General features: G+C 44.3%; 15 protein-coding genes. 6 read left to right on the top strand and 9 right to left on the bottom strand.

Annotation, left to right across the window (positions count from 1 at the left end; all coding sequences use genetic code 11):
* Positions 1-51: 51 nt before the first annotated feature.
* The 7 genes from DXK30_RS03015 to mrdA form a co-directional block, all read right to left on the bottom strand.
* Positions 52-870 (bottom strand): segregation and condensation protein A, encoded by an 819-nt coding sequence (locus tag DXK30_RS03015; protein WP_114700678.1) that lies wholly within the window; start codon positions 868-870, stop codon positions 52-54.
* Between the two features lie 180 nt (positions 871-1,050).
* A complete protein-coding gene (locus tag DXK30_RS03010; RefSeq protein ID WP_114700394.1) occupies positions 1,051-2,136 on the bottom strand; it encodes a tryptophan--tRNA ligase in 1,086 nt (361 codons plus the stop codon).
* Between the two features lie 108 nt (positions 2,137-2,244).
* Complete coding sequence (locus DXK30_RS03005) at positions 2,245-3,333, bottom strand: LpxL/LpxP family acyltransferase (protein WP_114700393.1); 1,089 nt, start codon at positions 3,331-3,333, stop codon at positions 2,245-2,247.
* 332 nt (positions 3,334-3,665) lie between these two features.
* Complete coding sequence (gene rpsI, locus DXK30_RS03000; protein ID WP_021813618.1) at positions 3,666-4,052, bottom strand: 30S ribosomal protein S9; 387 nt, start codon at positions 4,050-4,052, stop codon at positions 3,666-3,668.
* A gap of 10 nt (positions 4,053-4,062) precedes the next feature.
* Positions 4,063-4,491: a 50S ribosomal protein L13 gene (rplM, locus tag DXK30_RS02995; RefSeq protein WP_057761004.1), complete on the bottom strand. Its 429-nt coding sequence runs from the start codon at positions 4,489-4,491 to the stop codon at positions 4,063-4,065.
* Between the two features lie 210 nt (positions 4,492-4,701).
* Positions 4,702-5,388: a 16S rRNA (guanine(966)-N(2))-methyltransferase RsmD gene (gene rsmD, locus DXK30_RS02990; RefSeq protein ID WP_114700392.1), complete on the bottom strand. Its 687-nt coding sequence runs from the start codon at positions 5,386-5,388 to the stop codon at positions 4,702-4,704.
* Between the two features lie 69 nt (positions 5,389-5,457).
* Positions 5,458-7,458, bottom strand: a complete 2,001-nt coding sequence (gene mrdA / locus DXK30_RS02985; protein ID WP_114700391.1) for a penicillin-binding protein 2 — start codon at positions 7,456-7,458, stop codon at positions 5,458-5,460.
* Positions 7,459-7,950: 492 nt separating this feature from the next.
* Here mrdA and DXK30_RS02980 point away from each other — a divergent pair, with 492 nt between their 5' ends.
* The 6 genes from DXK30_RS02980 (at position 7,951) to adk (ending at position 15,098) form a co-directional block, all read left to right on the top strand.
* Positions 7,951-9,285 (top strand): hypothetical protein, encoded by a 1,335-nt coding sequence (locus DXK30_RS02980; RefSeq protein ID WP_101206367.1) that lies wholly within the window; start codon positions 7,951-7,953, stop codon positions 9,283-9,285.
* A gap of 281 nt (positions 9,286-9,566) precedes the next feature.
* Complete coding sequence (locus DXK30_RS02975; protein WP_114700390.1) at positions 9,567-11,597, top strand: heme lyase CcmF/NrfE family subunit; 2,031 nt, start codon at positions 9,567-9,569, stop codon at positions 11,595-11,597.
* A 1-nt stretch (position 11,598) separates the two neighbouring features.
* Entirely contained in the window at positions 11,599-12,276 is a 678-nt protein-coding gene (locus DXK30_RS02970; protein ID WP_114700389.1) for a DsbE family thiol:disulfide interchange protein, read from the top strand.
* Positions 12,273-12,830: a cytochrome c-type biogenesis protein gene (locus DXK30_RS02965; RefSeq protein ID WP_114700388.1), complete on the top strand. Its 558-nt coding sequence runs from the start codon at positions 12,273-12,275 to the stop codon at positions 12,828-12,830. Before DXK30_RS02970 ends, DXK30_RS02965 begins: the two co-directional genes overlap by 4 nt.
* Complete coding sequence (ccmI, locus tag DXK30_RS02960; protein WP_114700387.1) at positions 12,827-14,107, top strand: c-type cytochrome biogenesis protein CcmI; 1,281 nt, start codon at positions 12,827-12,829, stop codon at positions 14,105-14,107. Before DXK30_RS02965 ends, ccmI begins: the two co-directional genes overlap by 4 nt.
* Positions 14,108-14,444: 337 nt before the next feature.
* On the top strand, positions 14,445-15,098 hold the full coding sequence (gene adk, locus DXK30_RS02955) for an adenylate kinase (RefSeq protein ID WP_201508018.1): 654 nt from the start codon (positions 14,445-14,447) through the stop codon (positions 15,096-15,098).
* Between the two features lie 184 nt (positions 15,099-15,282).
* On the opposite strand, the gene secB is transcribed toward adk, so the two are convergent.
* Complete coding sequence (secB, locus tag DXK30_RS02950; protein WP_201508019.1) at positions 15,283-15,738, bottom strand: protein-export chaperone SecB; 456 nt, start codon at positions 15,736-15,738, stop codon at positions 15,283-15,285.
* Positions 15,739-15,916: 178 nt separating this feature from the next.
* The gene (grxC, locus tag DXK30_RS02945; RefSeq protein WP_114700384.1) at positions 15,917-16,180 is read right to left on the bottom strand and encodes a glutaredoxin 3; all 264 of its coding nucleotides are present in this window, start codon (positions 16,178-16,180) and stop codon (positions 15,917-15,919) included.
* Between the last annotated feature and the right edge of the window lie 12 nt (positions 16,181-16,192).

Raw genomic sequence — 16,192 nt, 5'->3', positions numbered from 1 at the left:
CAATATTGTGATTTTGATAGAGAATGGGCTAGGAGACAGTCTTAGAGCTTGCTAGGCTAACCACTGTAACGTAAGTGCGGTAGGCTCACTATCCATATCAGACGGTTCATCGTTAGAAACAGATTTGACGATGTCGCTATCTGTCTCAATGTTAACCACACCGACCAACTGCCGCTTTATAAGCTCAAGTACGGCGACGAAACTCACGACCACGCCTATTTTACCTTGTGCTTTATCTAGTAGTTCATAAAAGGAGCGCGCCCCATCTGTACTTAGTTGCCTGCTAATACTGGCAATACGATCGGCAAGTGGTACTGCATCAACTTTGATTGTATGCATTTGATAGTCAGGCTGTAGTTGCATTTTAAATAAACTATCAATCAGCAAGTTAGGTGAGTAGCTTGGCAGTTCAGCATTCATAACGTCTTGATCAGGCATACTAACCATTGCCAAAAAGACATCGCGCTCTAGACGTACTAGATTGTCTAGGCGCTGACTGACCACTTTGATTTGCGCGTATTCTTCGAGGCGCTCGATCAGTTCTGCTTTTGGATCACGCTCGTCGGTTGGGGTATCAGGGGCAGGTAATAGCAGTTCGGTTTTGATAGCGATGAGCGTTGATGCCATCAGCAGATAATCACCCGCTAATTCAAAGTGCTCGGTATCCAATTCACCAATATAAGCTAAGTACTGCTCAGTGATAGGCAGAATAGGCATTTGGGTCAAATCGACGTTGTTCTTTTTGACCAAATACAACAGAAAATCCAATGGACCAGCAAATTGTTCTAACCAAATAGCAAAGGCTTGCGGTGGTACATATAGATCTTCTGGCAAATGCTGCACAGGCGTTTGATAGATACGTAGCGACATATCATGGTTGACTGATTCATCAAGCTCGCTCTGATTGTCTATAGGCTCAGAGATTGAATTAGACATAGCAGATAAGGCGACTTTAGATAAAGCCGCCTGTTTGATGTTTGGTTCAGTTTGCACGTTTAGCACCCGCTTTGATAATAAATTGCGTCAGTGAAACGACTATTCCAGCAACGATTATTTAAGCTTAGCAAGTGGACGGATGCCAATAGCACGGCGAGCTTTGTCTAGTTGCTTACGACTATGGCGACGGGCTTTATCCGCACCCATCTGCAAGATTTCTTCTAGCTCTTTTGGATTGGCCATCAGCTCTTCGTAACGTGCACGGAATGGCGCGATTTCGTCATTAATCTTGTCAAATAGAGCTTGCTTAGCGTCACCCCAGCCAATACCAGCGGCATAACGCGCACGCATATCAGCAATCTCTTCAGCAGTCGCAAATGCTTTATAAATCTCAAAGATAGCTGAATCATCAGGATCTTTTGGCTCATCAGGTAGCTGTGAGTTAGTCACAATTTTCATGATGGCTTTATGCATCTGCTTTTCAGGACTAACTTGTGGATTTGGCTCACCAAATAGGGGAATCGTATTGCTATAGCTCTTACTCATCTTGCGGCCATCAAGCCCAGTAAGCAGCGGTATATCGTTATCAACAACTGCTGACGGTAGCGTGAAAAGCGACTTATAACGATGATTAAAAGTACCTGCGATATCACGCGCCATCTCGATATGCTGCACTTGGTCACGCCCAACAGGCACGTGGGTCGCATTAAACATCAAGATATCAGCCGCCATTAGCACGGGATAACCGAATAGACCCATGGTGACACCTTGATCAGGATCGACATCGGCTTTTTCTGTATTGATATCAACGGCTGCTTTATAGGCATGGGCGCGGTTCATCAAACCTTTGGCACATGAGCAGTTCAAAATCCAAGCGAGCTCTGGAATTTCAGGCACGTCTGACTGACGGTAGAACGTCACACGCTCAGGGTCTAGACCACAAGCAATCCACGTAGCGGCAATGGCTCTAGTCGATTCGTGAATGATAGCAGGGTCATAGCAGCCGATGATGCCATGGTAGTCTGCCAAAAAGAAAAACGCTTCGTGATCACTGTTTTGAATAGACTCAATCGCTGGACGAATCGCACCAACATAGTTACCCAAGTGCGGAATACCAGTTGGTTTGATACCAGTCAGAATACGCTTAGCTTCGGTTGAAGTATCAGAAGTTTGATTATCAGGAGTACTTTTATTGCTCATGGAAAATCCGTTATTTTGGTTATCAAATTATTATCAGTGCATAGCTAAAATGCAAAATATTAGCCGCAAAGTATAGCAAACTTCACCAGTATTTTTGGGAATAAAGGCTTACTTATAGATATCGGTACGACCGTTTGGCCCATGTTTAAAGCGGCGATGGAACCACATCCACTGGGTAGGATCAATACGAATGAGTCCTTCTAAGACTTCATTGACCCGAGTAGCATCAGCGACTTCATCTTTACTTGGGTAGTTGTCTAATTCTGGCGTAATCGTCAAATGATAATGTGGGCGTTTACCACGCGGCAAATTGTCAGGTGTCTGCCGATAAGTATGCAGTGCCATGACAGCTGGCGGCTGTGCTTTGCTACCCAATTTCGCCATGCGACGCGATGCAGTAATAGTCGCAGCAGGTACACCGAAGAACGGCGCCATGACCCCTTGCTTGAGACCATAGTCTTGATCAGGAGAGTACCAGATGACGTGTCCTGCTTTGATAGAGGTAACTAAGCTTCGCATATCACGACTAGAGATTTGCTTGCCAAAGATATTGGTACGACCATTATAAATAAACCAGTCTAATAAAGGATTGTTTTGCGTACGATACATACAATCTACAGGGAAAAACTGCGCACATAATAGGCCTCCCAAATCTAGCATCGTATAATGCGCACCGAGCAGGATAACGGGCCGCTGCTCATTTTGCGCATTAACAATATGCTGTAACCCTGAGATGGATACAGTTCTAGTAAATATATTGGGCCGGAACCAAGCGCATAACGTTTCAAACACACCAATGCCTTGATTGACAAATACTTGCTTGGCCATCAATTCACGTTCAGCTTCAGGCTTCTCTGGAAATGCCAACTTCAGATTGATTAGCGTATCGCGTCTACGTGAGCCTGCGGCTTTATAAATCAATATGCCTAGCTTACGACCTAGCCAAAACTGCCAACGTAACGGCAGATATATCATCGGTAGCATTATTAAAAACAATAACCAAATGCCCCAATTCTTTGGTGATAAGAACTGCCACTGAAATGGCTTGTTATCTGCTTGCGTTGTACGCTTATGATTTTGGGTAATCGTCGGTGTGCCAGCCGGTATCGCAGGCGACTTAGCCGACTGTTTCGTGCTAGGCGGCACGCTGCTATTGGCAGATGGCTTGCTAGGGTCGAATTGTTCTGGCGCTTTCATAGTATCCTTCTGCGGCACGGTTTGAGGCATCATGGCTAATAATAAAAAGTTACTGATATGATGGGGTAGCGTTAAACGCTTTGCAAGTTAGAATTTCTACAGACGCTCTACTTTGCAGTGTCGAAACGAGGTGCTCATGTTAGTTACTGCTGTAAAACAAAGCTAGCTTAATGAAGACAATCAGATAATCAACACGCTATCAGTAGGCATAAAAAAACCTTATAAGCTGTGACCAGCTTATAAGGTTTTGCAAAACCAGACTCTTATTTAACTTTGCTACTGAAGCTCTGAGAAAAAGACAACAGCAGCAAAAAGATAAGAGAGAGTTTTGATTAACGTTTTGAGAACTGTGGACGTTTACGTGCTTTACGTAGACCCAGTTTCTTACGTTCAACTTGACGTGAATCACGAGTAACAAAACCAGCTGCTTTTAGGGCAGGCTTTAAAGTTTCGTCAGCTTCGATTAATGCACGTGTGATGCCGTGGCGGATTGCGCCAGCTTGACCACTGATACCACCGCCTGCAACAGTTACATATAAGTCATATGCGTTAGCAGAGTCTAGTAGTTCTAATGGCTGACGTACAACCATGCGTGAAGTTTCACGGCTGAAGTATTCGTCAAGTGGCTTACCGTTAACAACGATACTACCAGTACCTTTTGATAAAAATACACGAGCAGTAGACGTCTTGCGGCGACCAGTTCCGTAATTGCGTTCCATAAGTATATCCTTAGATGTCTAGTTCTTTAGGTTGCTGTGCAGTATGTGGATGATCAGTACCCGCATAAAGTTTCAGCTTCTTGATCATCGCATAGCCAAGAGGGCCCTTTGGAAGCATACCCTTAACTGCTTTGTGTAGAACATCTTCAGGCTTATGTGCAAGCAACTTATTGAAGTTGGTTTCTTTAATACCACCTGGGTAGCCACTGTGACGATAGTACTTTTTGTCTTGTGCTTTTTTACCCGTTACCGTGATTTTGTCAGCATTGATGACAACAATAAAGTCACCAGTATCAACGTGCGGAGTAAAAGAAGGCTTGTGCTTGCCACGTAAGCGAGTTGCGATTTGAGTGGCTAAGCGACCAAGGGTTTTGCCGTCAGCATCTACGACATACCAGTCATGGGTCACTTCAGCTGGTTTTGCACTAAGTGTTTTCATGATAAAACCTTAAAATTAGAATTCGTTGAGAGTTTAGCTGGGAACGGGGCTCTCAAAAAACAGACTGCACATTATAAGCAGTAGCGCCTACGCTTGCAAGCTGCATTGGGGTTTATTTTCGCCTTATATACATTAAACTGCAGCGTCGGCCAGTTTTTAGCGGTTCTAAACATTTGTAAAATATGTTAACGGCTTTCATTAACCCGACAATTATGACGATGATAGACGATAAAGTCCAGCAACAACTTGTCCGACTTTGGTTTGTTTCAAGCATTCAAAAGCAATTGGTTGCTGAGTAACGCTTGATTGAGGGTCTAAATTCTCATTTAGCGACGCTTCCAATTGCTTAAGCTGTGCTGACAAATCTTTATCAGCCTCTAGATAAATCAGTGTTTCAATATTGATTAAGGCATTGGTAATAAGCGTAGTCAAAATAGGCTGCCATAAATCCTGAGCATAAGGTGGATCGATAAATACAATGTCAAAGGGCCGCGCAGTCAGATGCTCTTGACGCAGTACTTGCTCAGCAGTGCCAGTGATGATTTGATAAGCAGCAGCTTCAAGACGTAATTGCTCAGCACTCTGACGTAGCATGTTGCTTTGTGCTGGATTGATTTCGATAAATGTCGTGTGGGCAGCGCCGCGAGATAGCGCTTCAAACCCCAGTACGCCACTGCCAGCACAGCTATCGAGTACATGGGCATCATGAATGTCAGCGAGTAGCCAGTTAAATAAAGTCTCCCGCAAGCGATCTGGGGTCGGGCGCAGGCCATCTGCATCGATGAAACTTACAATACGGCGCTTAAACTGACCACCGATAATGCGCACATCACCCGCTGGCGCACTTTTCGCCTTACGGTTATTCTTTAGTGCGCGTCCATTTGAGGCTTTTTTCATTATCGTGTCTCGCTTACCAATTCTTTGCTAGATTTTGCTTTTTATACTATTAATTACTTAAACGTCTAGTTACTCAGACGGCGCTGCTGCCGCTTCGGCTTCCGCGGCTTCTTTTTCTTCCAATGCTTTTTCTTCCAATACTTTTGCTTCTTTATCACGAATGGCATCACGCATCGCTTTTTCGAAAGCCTTTTGGCGTTTAATGACTTTTAGCTCATCAGCAGAAGGTGGTAGCACTGGATCTGTCTTGCGTTGTAATACCCAGTAGTCAAATAGAGCACGGCCGATAGGCGCGGCAACAGCACTACCACCGCCGCCATTTTCGACCAATACCGCAAGGGCAATCTGTGGGTCTTCTACTGGGGCAAAACCATTGAACCAAGCATGATCCCAGTGGCGCTTATCGATTGCCGACTTGTCATAGCGTTTGCCTTGAGCGATAGACTTCACCTGTGCAGTACCTGTTTTACCAGCGATACGATAGCGCGGGGTATAGATGCCGCGTCCCGTGCCGTTTTCTACCACGCTTTCCATCGCATCGTGCATACGCAACCAGTCAGAAGGCTTACCGTTATAGTCGATTTTACCATCTGGCTTAGTAATGATTTTGACGTCCGCAGCACCATCACTGCTTTTTAATAAATGCGGGGTAATATGGTGTCCTTTACTAGCTGTCATGGCCGTAGCGTTGGCAATCTGTAGCGGCGTTGCCAAGAAATACCCTTGCCCAATACTGACCGAGATCGTTTCGCCCGGTAGCCAGTCTTTATCGTAAGTGTCTTTTTTCCATTTTGGCGACGGCATGATGCCTGATTTTTCATTAGGCAAATCAATACCAGTATCTTCACCAAAACCAAAGCGTACCATCCAATCGTGCAGACGCTGAATGCCCATCTCATAAGCCAGCTTATAATAATAAGTATCGACTGACATGGCGATAGATTTTTTTAGATCTACCGTGCCATGACCGCCACGTTTCCAGTCACGGAATCGATGTGTGTCGCCAGGTAAGCTAAAATAACCAGGATCATAGATGGTGCTGTTCCAATCGCGTAAACCATAATGAATACCGCCCAAACCTTCAAATGGCTTGATAGTAGAGCCAGGTGGGTAGGTACCTTGTAGTGCACGGTTATACAATGGCTGGTCGAGATCTTCACGCAGATCGTCGTAATCTTTAAAAGAAATACCTGATATGAAAGGGTTGGGGTCGTAGCTTGGGTTACTAACAAATGCCAAGACGTCACCGTTTTTTGGATCTATCGCAACGATTGCACCACGGCGCCCATCGAGCTGCTGCTGGGCGATGGTTTGCAAACCATAATCCAAGCTCAATGTAATATCGTTACCCGCTATCGGCGGCTTGGTATCCAGTTGACGTAAAATATTACCATGTGCGTCTGTCTCTACTGACTGATAACCCGGTTGCCCAAGCAAAATATCTTCATAGTAGTCCTCAATACCAATCTTACCAATTAGATCGGTACCAGCGTAACGGTCTTTATCAATACGCTTTGACTCTTTGTCATTGATACGTCCGACATAGCCGATGACATGAGCAAACAGCTCATCATAAGGATAAGAGCGCGTAAGCTTGCTTTGGATAGAGACGCCGCGGAAGAATGGCTTACGTTCACTAAATTGAGCCAACTGTGCTTCTGTTAAATCAATCTTGATGGTTACAGGGTCGTTTTTATTTTTACTTAGACGCGCCAAGATATCAGTGATATCTGTATCAGTTAAATCAAAAATAGGTGCGAGCAGATGTAATGTACGCTCAGGGTTTTCGACTTCATCAGGGCTGAGCATCGCTGTAAATACTGGCTGGTTGTCTGCCAGTATTACTCCGTTACGATCATAGATATACCCCCGACTAGGCGGCGCAGATATCAGTTTGATACGGTTGTTATCGGCTTGCGTTGTGTACTTGTCATGAGCGTAGACTTGCAAATACCCATAACGTGTTATCAAACCGCCCAAACCGATCAATATTATAATCCCAAAGATGATAATACGATTGGTAAAGGTACTGTTGACCTGTTCGGTATTGGGAGTTATCGGTTTATTCATAGAAGATCAGAGCCCAAACGGTCAGTGAGTCAATAAAAGAAAAATAAGAGGGCAGGTTGGTTAACCAAAGTGCGGTGAGTCTAAAAGATAATGCAAATGGTTTCAATCACATAGAAGGGTATGGTGTGAAATCGTCATGCAGTCATTTATACGCAGGTAGTCTTTGTTATTGCACTACAAATTATAACAGAACAAATGAGCAGGCGCAGTACTCAGTCATATATTTTGTCTTGATTATCTACTGACCACGAACTGGCTTATATTTAAGTTTTGTTGGTTAGCAGACGATATGAACCATATCATCTTTAGTCACAACTTGCCGCTGGTCTATATGTGCTAATAAATGGCAAGTATGCTAAAATCAGGCGATTTATTTTATAGTAGTTATTATGGGCGGAGCGTCTTTTGAAACGTTCTCATTTTGCTAAAGTCTCGTTATCAGTAGCGATAATATTAGCAACGACAATCAACCTGTCAGGGACTAGATAAGTCATGGACGTAAATTCATTATGGCAGACGATAGCTGAACACCCAGAGTTTTTTGCCATGCTGACCATCCCACCAGTGACGGCATTCGTCACTTGGGTACATGTGTGGATGGCGCTCAAGATGCTGTTCTATCCGGTCAAGTTCTGGGGTATTCGTATTCCTAACTTCCCATTTTTTGGGCTGCCAGGTATCGGTTGGCAAGGTATTGTTCCGCGCAAAGCGGGCAAGATATCAGGGGTTATCGTTGACCAGACGCTCTCAAAACTCGGTTCGCTTGATGAGTTTTTTAAGGCGATGGAACCTGAGCAAATGGCGATATTTGTCACTGATACGGTAGACAAAAATCTTGAGCCATTGATTGATGAGATTATGTTGGATCACTCGCCAGCATTGTGGGGCAATCTACCTTACGCCCTAAAGCGCCGTGTCTATGCGCAAGCCCATAAAGAGCTACCCAGTATTATGCAGTCGCTTGTGACAGATTTGACTTATCATGTCGAAGACTTGGTCGATATGCGTAAGATGATTGTCAATACCATGGAAAACGATCGTCGCTTGATGGTCAATATGTTTCTAAAGGTGGGGCAAAAAGAGATCGATTTTATCTGGCACATCAGTGCTTTGATTGGTCTGGTATTTGGTATTATCCAGATGTTTATATTTTTGGTGGTGCCGCAGCATTGGACCGTACCGTTCTTTGCCGCAATTTGGGGTTTTCTCACCAATTGGATTGCCATTTGGATGGTGTTTAATCCAGTAGAGCCGCATTTCATACCTTATTTGAAGCTGTTTACGGTGCAGAGTCGCTTTCCATTTATTAAACCCGTCATACCGCATATCGCAAAGTATCGTTTGCAAGGCGGCTTTATGAAGCGCCAAGAGGAAGTTTCTGAGGTTTTTGCTGAGATTGTGGTAAAAGATTTGGTCACTCTAGAAAATATCATGAATGAGATGATGTATGGTGATCGCTCAGCGCAAACACGTGATTTGATGAAGTCACATCTATATACGGTGCTAGAGTCACCAGTGATTAGTACGACATTACGTGTGGGATTGGGACGCCGTGATTATGGACAACTCAAAAATACCATTATCGATAAGTCTATTGTCGCAACGATGGTACCACTGCGAGATCCTGAGCTAAATGAGAGCCGAGCCAGTAAGATATTTGGGCTGTTTCGCGATAGAATACGTGCGCTCACGCCAAATGAGTTTCAAAATCTGTTACGTCCAGCTTTCCGAGAGGATGAAATGACATTGATTGTTTTGGGCGGTTTGACTGGTTTTCTAGCAGGTTGGTTGCATTTAGTGTTAGTATTTTTCCCCTCGATGCAATAATGCATCAATAAGTGTTTTTAATTAGTCATGAATGGCTGTGTTGAATAAGCTTTGAATAACTAAAAAAATGTAAAATTAACAACAGATAAGCATTTTGTATCAATCATTCATATTGATACGTCACAATGATAGTAGCGGGTTTTATGTGCTTCTACAGCAATTGAAACCTCAGTTTTTAACCGTAAACTATGACCGCATAAAGGACTATTAGCGTTTGCCAGTGGCTAGCAATGCCATCGGTGAATCCTTAATTGTATCCAAGGTAAACAAGGTTAGACCGTATGTTAATCACAGAATTGGGTTATTTTGCCTTGCTGGCCGCTTTTATATTGGCGATTTTGCAGGTGGTACTACCAACCATTGGCGTCATGCGTGACCACGTCGCTTGGCAGCGTTTGGCGCCAAGTCTGGCATGGGCGCAATTTGCGGCAATGATTACCTCATTTGCTGCGCTGATGGCAGGCTTTTATTATAACGACTTTAGCCTCGTCTATGTCACTCAGCATTCCAATACATTGCTGCCTTGGTACTACAAGCTATCTGCGACATGGGGCGGGCATGAAGGCTCGCTGCTGCTTTGGATGACCATCATGGCCACTTGGTGTGCGCTGGTCTCTTACTTTAGTCGTGGGTTGCCGTTGTCGATGCGTGCGCGAGTGCTAGTGATATTGGCAGGCGTGCAGATGATGATGCTAGCGATGCTTATCTTTACCTCATCGCCGTTTGATCGCACATTACCCAACCTACCTGTTGATGGCGCGGATCTAAACCCTGTATTGCAAGATTTTGGTTTGATTATTCACCCGCCGATGCTTTATATGGGTTACGTGGGTATGGTGGTGCCATTTGCGTTTTGTATGGCAGCACTGTGGGAAGGGCGTTTGGATGCGGTATGGACACGTTGGTCGCGTCCATGGGCATTGGCTGCTTGGGGTTTCTTAACAGTTGGTATCGCGCTTGGCTCATGGTGGGCTTATTATGAGCTTGGCTGGGGCGGTTGGTGGTTCTGGGATCCAGTAGAGAACGCCTCATTGATGCCATGGTTGGCAGGGACGGCGCTACTACATTCACTTGCTGTCACCGAAAAACGCGGCGTATTTAAAGCATGGACAATCATGCTAGCGATTTTTGCTTTTGCGCTGAGTTTGCTTGGTACGTTCTTAGTACGTTCAGGTGTCATCACCTCAGTGCATTCGTTTGCCGCTGATCCAACGCGTGGGTTAGTGATTCTAGCCATTTTAGGTGTGATTATCGGCGGTGGTCTGTTGATGTTTGCTGTACGTGGTTGGCGTTTGACGGTCGAGAGTCAGTATCGACTCATCTCACGTGAATCATTTTTGGTGATTAACAACGTCATTATTCTCATTTCAACCTTAGTGGTACTACTTGGTACGCTATATCCTATTATTGCTGATGCCTTTAACTTAGGTCAGGTATCTGTTGGCCCTCCATACTTTAACGCCCTATTTGTGCCGTTGACATGGCTGCTACTGGTGGCGATGGGTATGGGCTCTAATATCCGCTGGAAACAAGACAGCCGCCCATTATTGGGCGCTGGCATGGTCATTGCGGTGAGCAGTTTGGTATTGGCCGCTATTATCACGTATTTCACCAGTCCATCAGTGATGCTAAATATCGGTGTCACATTGGCCGTGAGCTTTTGGGTGTTGTTATGGATGGTTGTCGATTTCAAAGACAAAACCAAAAATGCACCAAGTCGTTTAAATGGCTTACGTCAGTTGCGTCTAAGCTACTGGGGTCAACAGACCGCTCATATTGGTGTCATCATTGCAGTTATCGGTGTGGCATTTACCAGTACGTTGAGCATTGAGCGCGATGTGGCATTAGGGCCTAATGACAGTGTCAATGTGCAAGGCTATGACTTTACGGTAAAAGGTTTTAGTGAAGTAAAAGGCAGTAACTTTGACGCCACCCAAGCCGAAGTATCGGTGAGCAAAGACGGTCAAGAAGTGACCACGTTATATCCTGAAAAGCGTAACTATATTATCAGTATGATGCCAATGACAGAAGCTGCGATTGATGCCAATCTGATGCGTGATGTGTACGTAGCACTTGGTGAGCCGATTACCGCAGATAGCAATGAATGGGCTTTCCGTATCTATGTCAAACCGCTTATCCGCTGGATATGGTTGGGTGCGCTTATCATGGCGTTCGGTGCATTGCTCAGCATGCTAGACAATCGTTACCGTATCAAAAAAACCAAAACACCTGCGCAAATCGCGGCCAAAAAATCAGGCTTTGCGACGGTTGCAGATTTGGATACGTCAGCTACAAAGATAGGGGAGCGTTAATATGACTACCTCAAACAATGAATCTGATAAAAAAGCTCAGCAAGAATCTGTCAGCGACCTTAAAGTTGCAAGCAGCAATAAAGTAAAAACTAAGAAAAAACTTAAAATTGGGTTTTTGATTCCTCTGGTTATTTTTATTGGTTTGGTCGCTATGCTCTATATGCGTTTGGGCAAGCCGACTGATATCGTGACCAATACAGCACTTGAGCGTCCAGTACCTGACTTTGAGCTGCCATTATTATCAGATACCAGTCGTATCATGACCAATGACAACTTGCCAGATAAGCCATTCCTCATGAATATCTGGGGCTCTTGGTGTCCAACTTGTATCATTGAGCATCCTTTTCTAATGAAACTAGAAGAGCGCGGTGTTAACTTGGTGGGCGTAAACTACAAAGATGATATTGGTGATGCGTTAGGGTATCTGAATCGCGGTGGCGACCCGTTCTCTATGTCTATTCAGGATTTGTCAGGGCAGTTCGCTCTTGACTTAGGTCTGACCGGTGCACCTGAGACTTTCATCGTCGATGGAGATGGGATTATTCGTCAGCATATCATCGGTGAGATCAATGAGAGCAATTGGCAAAGTCGTATCACGCCTTGCTTGATGGTGCTCAATGACGCTAGTAATAATGGGGTCAGTCCAGATCCGAGCCAAGTTGCGGAGGCGTGCAAATGATAGCCTACCAAATAAGAAAGGCGACCATAAAGTTAGCAAGCTTGTTTATCGCCTGTCTATTCAGCATGGCAAGCTTTGCTGCCATTGATGTCTATGATTTTGACTCTGTGCAACAAGAAGCCCAGTATCGCGGTCTCATCGAAGAGCTGCGCTGCCCAAAATGCCAAAACCAAAATTTGGCAGGGTCTGATGCACCCATTGCCCAAGACTTAAAGCAAAAAACCTATGATTTGATAAAAGATGGTCGTAGTGATGGCGAAATTCGAGCCTATATGCAAGAGCGTTATGGCGACTTTATCAGTTATAAGCCACCAGTACGTCCTTCAACATGGATCTTATGGTTTTTCCCACCATTATTATTGCTCGTTTTATTGGTCGGTTGGTTTTGGCAAAGTAAACGCCGTCAGCTTGTTGCCAGCGGCGAGAGTGGTGTAGCAGTAGACAACCATGTCAAAGCGTTGTCTGCCGCTGAAAAAGCAGAACTTGCTCGCTTATTGTCACGAGCCAATAACGATGACGAAGACGACACTACAAGCCTTGGGGGCAAAAAATGACCATATTTTCTACTGTTGGCTTATTTATTGCGCTAAGTTTACTTGTCGCTCTACTATTGGGTGTTATCACCATTAAGCCGTGGTTAAGAGCACCGCGTTCGCATAGTAAGCCTGTGGACAATCAACTGCTGGATATCAACGTTGCTGTGTTTCGTGAGCGACTAGCAGAGCTGAAAACAGACAAAGACAGTGGTATCATTGATGACCATCACTATCAAAACCAAAAGCTTGAGCTTGAGCGTCAGCTTTTGGATGCTCAGCGTGAAGTGTCACCGATGGTTACGCCTGGTATCAAAAGCCGATTGATTATTATGGTTTGGGTACCTGTATTGACCGCCATGGCATATCTGATGGTCGGTGATCGCACACCTGTCTTTGAGCTGTGGGCTGCTGAGGACAAAGTCGGTCAAGTGGCGGATGACTTACTGACAGGTAGAATCGATCAGCCACCTGCTTGGGCAATTGAAGATGGCAATCAGCTGATTAGTGCTATGCAGACTAACGTCTATCGTCATGCCAGTGACTACAATCGCTGGATGCGCCTATCAGAGCTGTTCTTGTCATTAGAGGCGACTGATTCGGCGTTAGAGGCTTTGTCGCGCGCTTATCGTCTATCACCTGATAACGAAGAAATTGCGACCACTTATGCGCAGATTAGTTTCTTTGCTAATAAAGGTCAGTTAGATGCCAATAGCCGCCGAGTGTTAGAAAACATATTGACTAAAAACCCAGAGCATGAAGGCGCACAAATGCTTATGGCGATGGGTGAAGCACGTGCTAGTAACTTCGATCAAGCGCAAGGTTGGATTAAACGTCTGCGTGACAGTATCGCGGCCAAACCAGGTGATCATACGCAAGCGCTATCAAGTCTAGATGAGCTTAGTGCTAATGTAATCATGCAGCAGCAGCAAGCCTCTGAAGGCGTCGAAGTGACAGTCAAAATTAATGCTAGTCTGTTACCATTGGTAAAAGCTGACGATACGCTGTTTGTAGCGATACGTGACGTGAAAGGTGGTCCACCATTTGCTGCTAAGCGTCTACCGATTAGCAATATCAAACAAGGCGAAGCTGTTATTAGCCTAAGTGATCTTGATGCTATGATGCCAGAGCGTACCCTAGGATCGGCTCGTTCTGATAAAGTACAGTTAGCGGTCATCGCTCGTATCAGCCACAGTGGCAACGCTACCGCAGAGTCAGGCGACCTCTCTGGTAACCCCGTGGTCATCAGCGCAGAACAAAATCAGGTCAACGTGGAAATCAATCAGCAAGTGCCATAGTCATAGTAGGATTATAAATACCTGATACTAATGGTATTTATTATATAGACGCTGTTGCTCAGTACGGACGCGAGCAGCAGTGCTATGATTGTTCTAATTTGATAGAGATGTGAAGTGAACCCAGATATATAAATGGGCACTCCAAACGTAGTCAATACTACTACTTTTTATCCTAAATTGACCATGTATGAACAGATAAGTCATGCCAACTTATCACATCAATAATGAAAATACTTGAGCTTTGCAAGGCCACAATGTAAGGTAGCCTTGCAATCAACCAATCCCTGAGTTTTATTAGTCCCAAAAAATCCTATTTATTAAGGAGAATCGTGTAATGATGCGTATTATTTTGCTAGGTCCACCAGGTGCTGGTAAAGGTACCCAAGCCCAGTTTATTTCTAAAGAATATGACATTCCGCAGATATCAACTGGCGACATGCTGCGTGCAGCAATCAAAGAAGGCAGCGAGCTTGGCAAAAAAGCCAAGGATATTATGAATGCTGGCGGTTTGGTTTCTGATGACCTCATTATCAACCTAGTGAAAGAGCGTATTGCTAAGCCTGATTGTGTCAATGGTTGTATTTTGGATGGTTTTCCGCGCACTATTCCTCAAGCGCAAGCACTTGCAGATGCTGATGTCGCTATCAATCATGTGATTGAAATTAGTGTACCTGATGATGAAATCGTCAGTCGCTTATCTGGTCGTCGCCAGCACCCAGGCTCAGGCCGTGTTTATCATGTTGATCACAATCCACCTAAGCAAGAAGGTATTGATGACGTGACTGGTGAAGCGCTTCTCCAGCGTGAAGATGACCAAGAAGCGACCATCCGCGACCGTCTGTCTACTTATCATGAGCAAACATCAGCATTGGTTGGCTTTTATCAAGATAAAGCCAAAGAAGGTGATGATGCGCCTAACTATGATAAATTTGATGGCACGCAAGGCATTGATGATGTTAAGCAGCAAATTTTGTCTGCACTAAAAGGCTAGTTATCGATTTTAGCTAATCGATACAGTCATTGAAGACCCTGTTTAGCAGCAGGGTTTTTTTATGGCTGATGATTTTGTGTCTAATGAAAAAACATCCACAAAAAAACCGTTTACTCATCATAAGTAAACGGCCTTTCTATCAAAACATGCTACTCACAACGTTAGCATATTTCTAATTTAAAACTTATGCATTACCTTCAGCGCCAACTTGCGCTTGTTGCTGGCTTTGTGCGTAAGCTTGATCAAAGTTGACAGGTGCTAGTAGCAATTGTGGAAAGCTACCACGAGTCACGATGTCACTGATGACTTCACGAGCATATGGGAACAGCACATTAGGGCAGTATGCGCCTAATATTTGACCAATTTGATCTTCTGGAATGTCTTTTAGTAAGAAGATACCTGCTTGATGCACTTCAGCGATGAAAGCCGCTTCTTCAGCATTTTTGGCCGTAACGCTTACCGTTAGGATGATTTGATAATGATCATCATCTAACTTCTCAGCGTTGCTAGATAAGTTGATATCAAGCTCTGGGTTCCACTCTTTTGTGAACACACCAGCGCCCGGTACTTCAAGTGACATATCTTTTACATAGATGCGTTCTAGTGCCAATTGTGGTTGTGCTTGTTCTTCAGCCATGATAAATCCTCTAAAATTGAATCAAATAATGGGACAAAATGTCATTTTAATAAAAGTTCATTGTAATATAAATCGAAATTAAGTCTCGATATTTTTTCTCACTACTTCTTACTACTGTTTCTCAAACCCACCTATGTCTATCTTTACATAGGTAAAGATAGACATAAAGGAAGGTAGCAGATTAACCTGCTAATAGCTCGTCAAGTTTGCCTTGCTGGTTCATTTGATTTAGCTCATCAAAACCACCGACAAAGGTTTCACCAACAAAGATTTGTGGCACAGTGCGGTAGTTATTGGTTTTTTTCATCAATGCTTGACGCTCTTCGCTGCTCATGTCGTGCATGCCGATTTCTTCATAATCAACGCCTTTGGTTTTTAGTAGTTGTTTGGCGTTTGAGCAATATGGGCAGATAGGCGTGGTATAAACTTTAACAGGTACAGTCATGGTAAATCCTTA

This window comes from Psychrobacter proteolyticus (assembly GCF_003350005.1).
Taxonomy (GTDB): Bacteria; Pseudomonadota; Gammaproteobacteria; order Pseudomonadales; family Moraxellaceae; genus Psychrobacter; species Psychrobacter proteolyticus.
Note: the sequence above shows the minus strand (reverse complement) of the source record. Positions and strands in the feature narration are given on the sequence as shown.

Coding starts and splice junctions, on each gene's coding strand:
- adk (WP_201508018.1), top strand. CDS start 14,445: ATGCGTATTATTTTGCTAGGTCCACCAGGTGCTGGTAAAGGTACCCAA.
- rplM (WP_057761004.1), bottom strand. CDS start 4,491: ATGAAAACACTTAGTGCAAAACCAGCTGAAGTGACCCATGACTGGTAT.
- mrdA (WP_114700391.1), bottom strand. CDS start 7,458: ATGAATAAACCGATAACTCCCAATACCGAACAGGTCAACAGTACCTTT.
- DXK30_RS02965 (WP_114700388.1), top strand. CDS start 12,273: ATGATAGCCTACCAAATAAGAAAGGCGACCATAAAGTTAGCAAGCTTG.
- rsmD (WP_114700392.1), bottom strand. CDS start 5,388: ATGAAAAAAGCCTCAAATGGACGCGCACTAAAGAATAACCGTAAGGCG.
- DXK30_RS02975 (WP_114700390.1), top strand. CDS start 9,567: ATGTTAATCACAGAATTGGGTTATTTTGCCTTGCTGGCCGCTTTTATA.
- grxC (WP_114700384.1), bottom strand. CDS start 16,180: ATGACTGTACCTGTTAAAGTTTATACCACGCCTATCTGCCCATATTGC.
- DXK30_RS03015 (WP_114700678.1), bottom strand. CDS start 870: ATGTCGCTACGTATCTATCAAACGCCTGTGCAGCATTTGCCAGAAGAT.
- rpsI (WP_021813618.1), bottom strand. CDS start 4,052: ATGGAACGCAATTACGGAACTGGTCGCCGCAAGACGTCTACTGCTCGT.
- DXK30_RS02980 (WP_101206367.1), top strand. CDS start 7,951: ATGGACGTAAATTCATTATGGCAGACGATAGCTGAACACCCAGAGTTT.
- DXK30_RS02970 (WP_114700389.1), top strand. CDS start 11,599: ATGACTACCTCAAACAATGAATCTGATAAAAAAGCTCAGCAAGAATCT.
- DXK30_RS03010 (WP_114700394.1), bottom strand. CDS start 2,136: ATGAGCAATAAAAGTACTCCTGATAATCAAACTTCTGATACTTCAACC.
- DXK30_RS03005 (WP_114700393.1), bottom strand. CDS start 3,333: ATGAAAGCGCCAGAACAATTCGACCCTAGCAAGCCATCTGCCAATAGC.
- ccmI (WP_114700387.1), top strand. CDS start 12,827: ATGACCATATTTTCTACTGTTGGCTTATTTATTGCGCTAAGTTTACTT.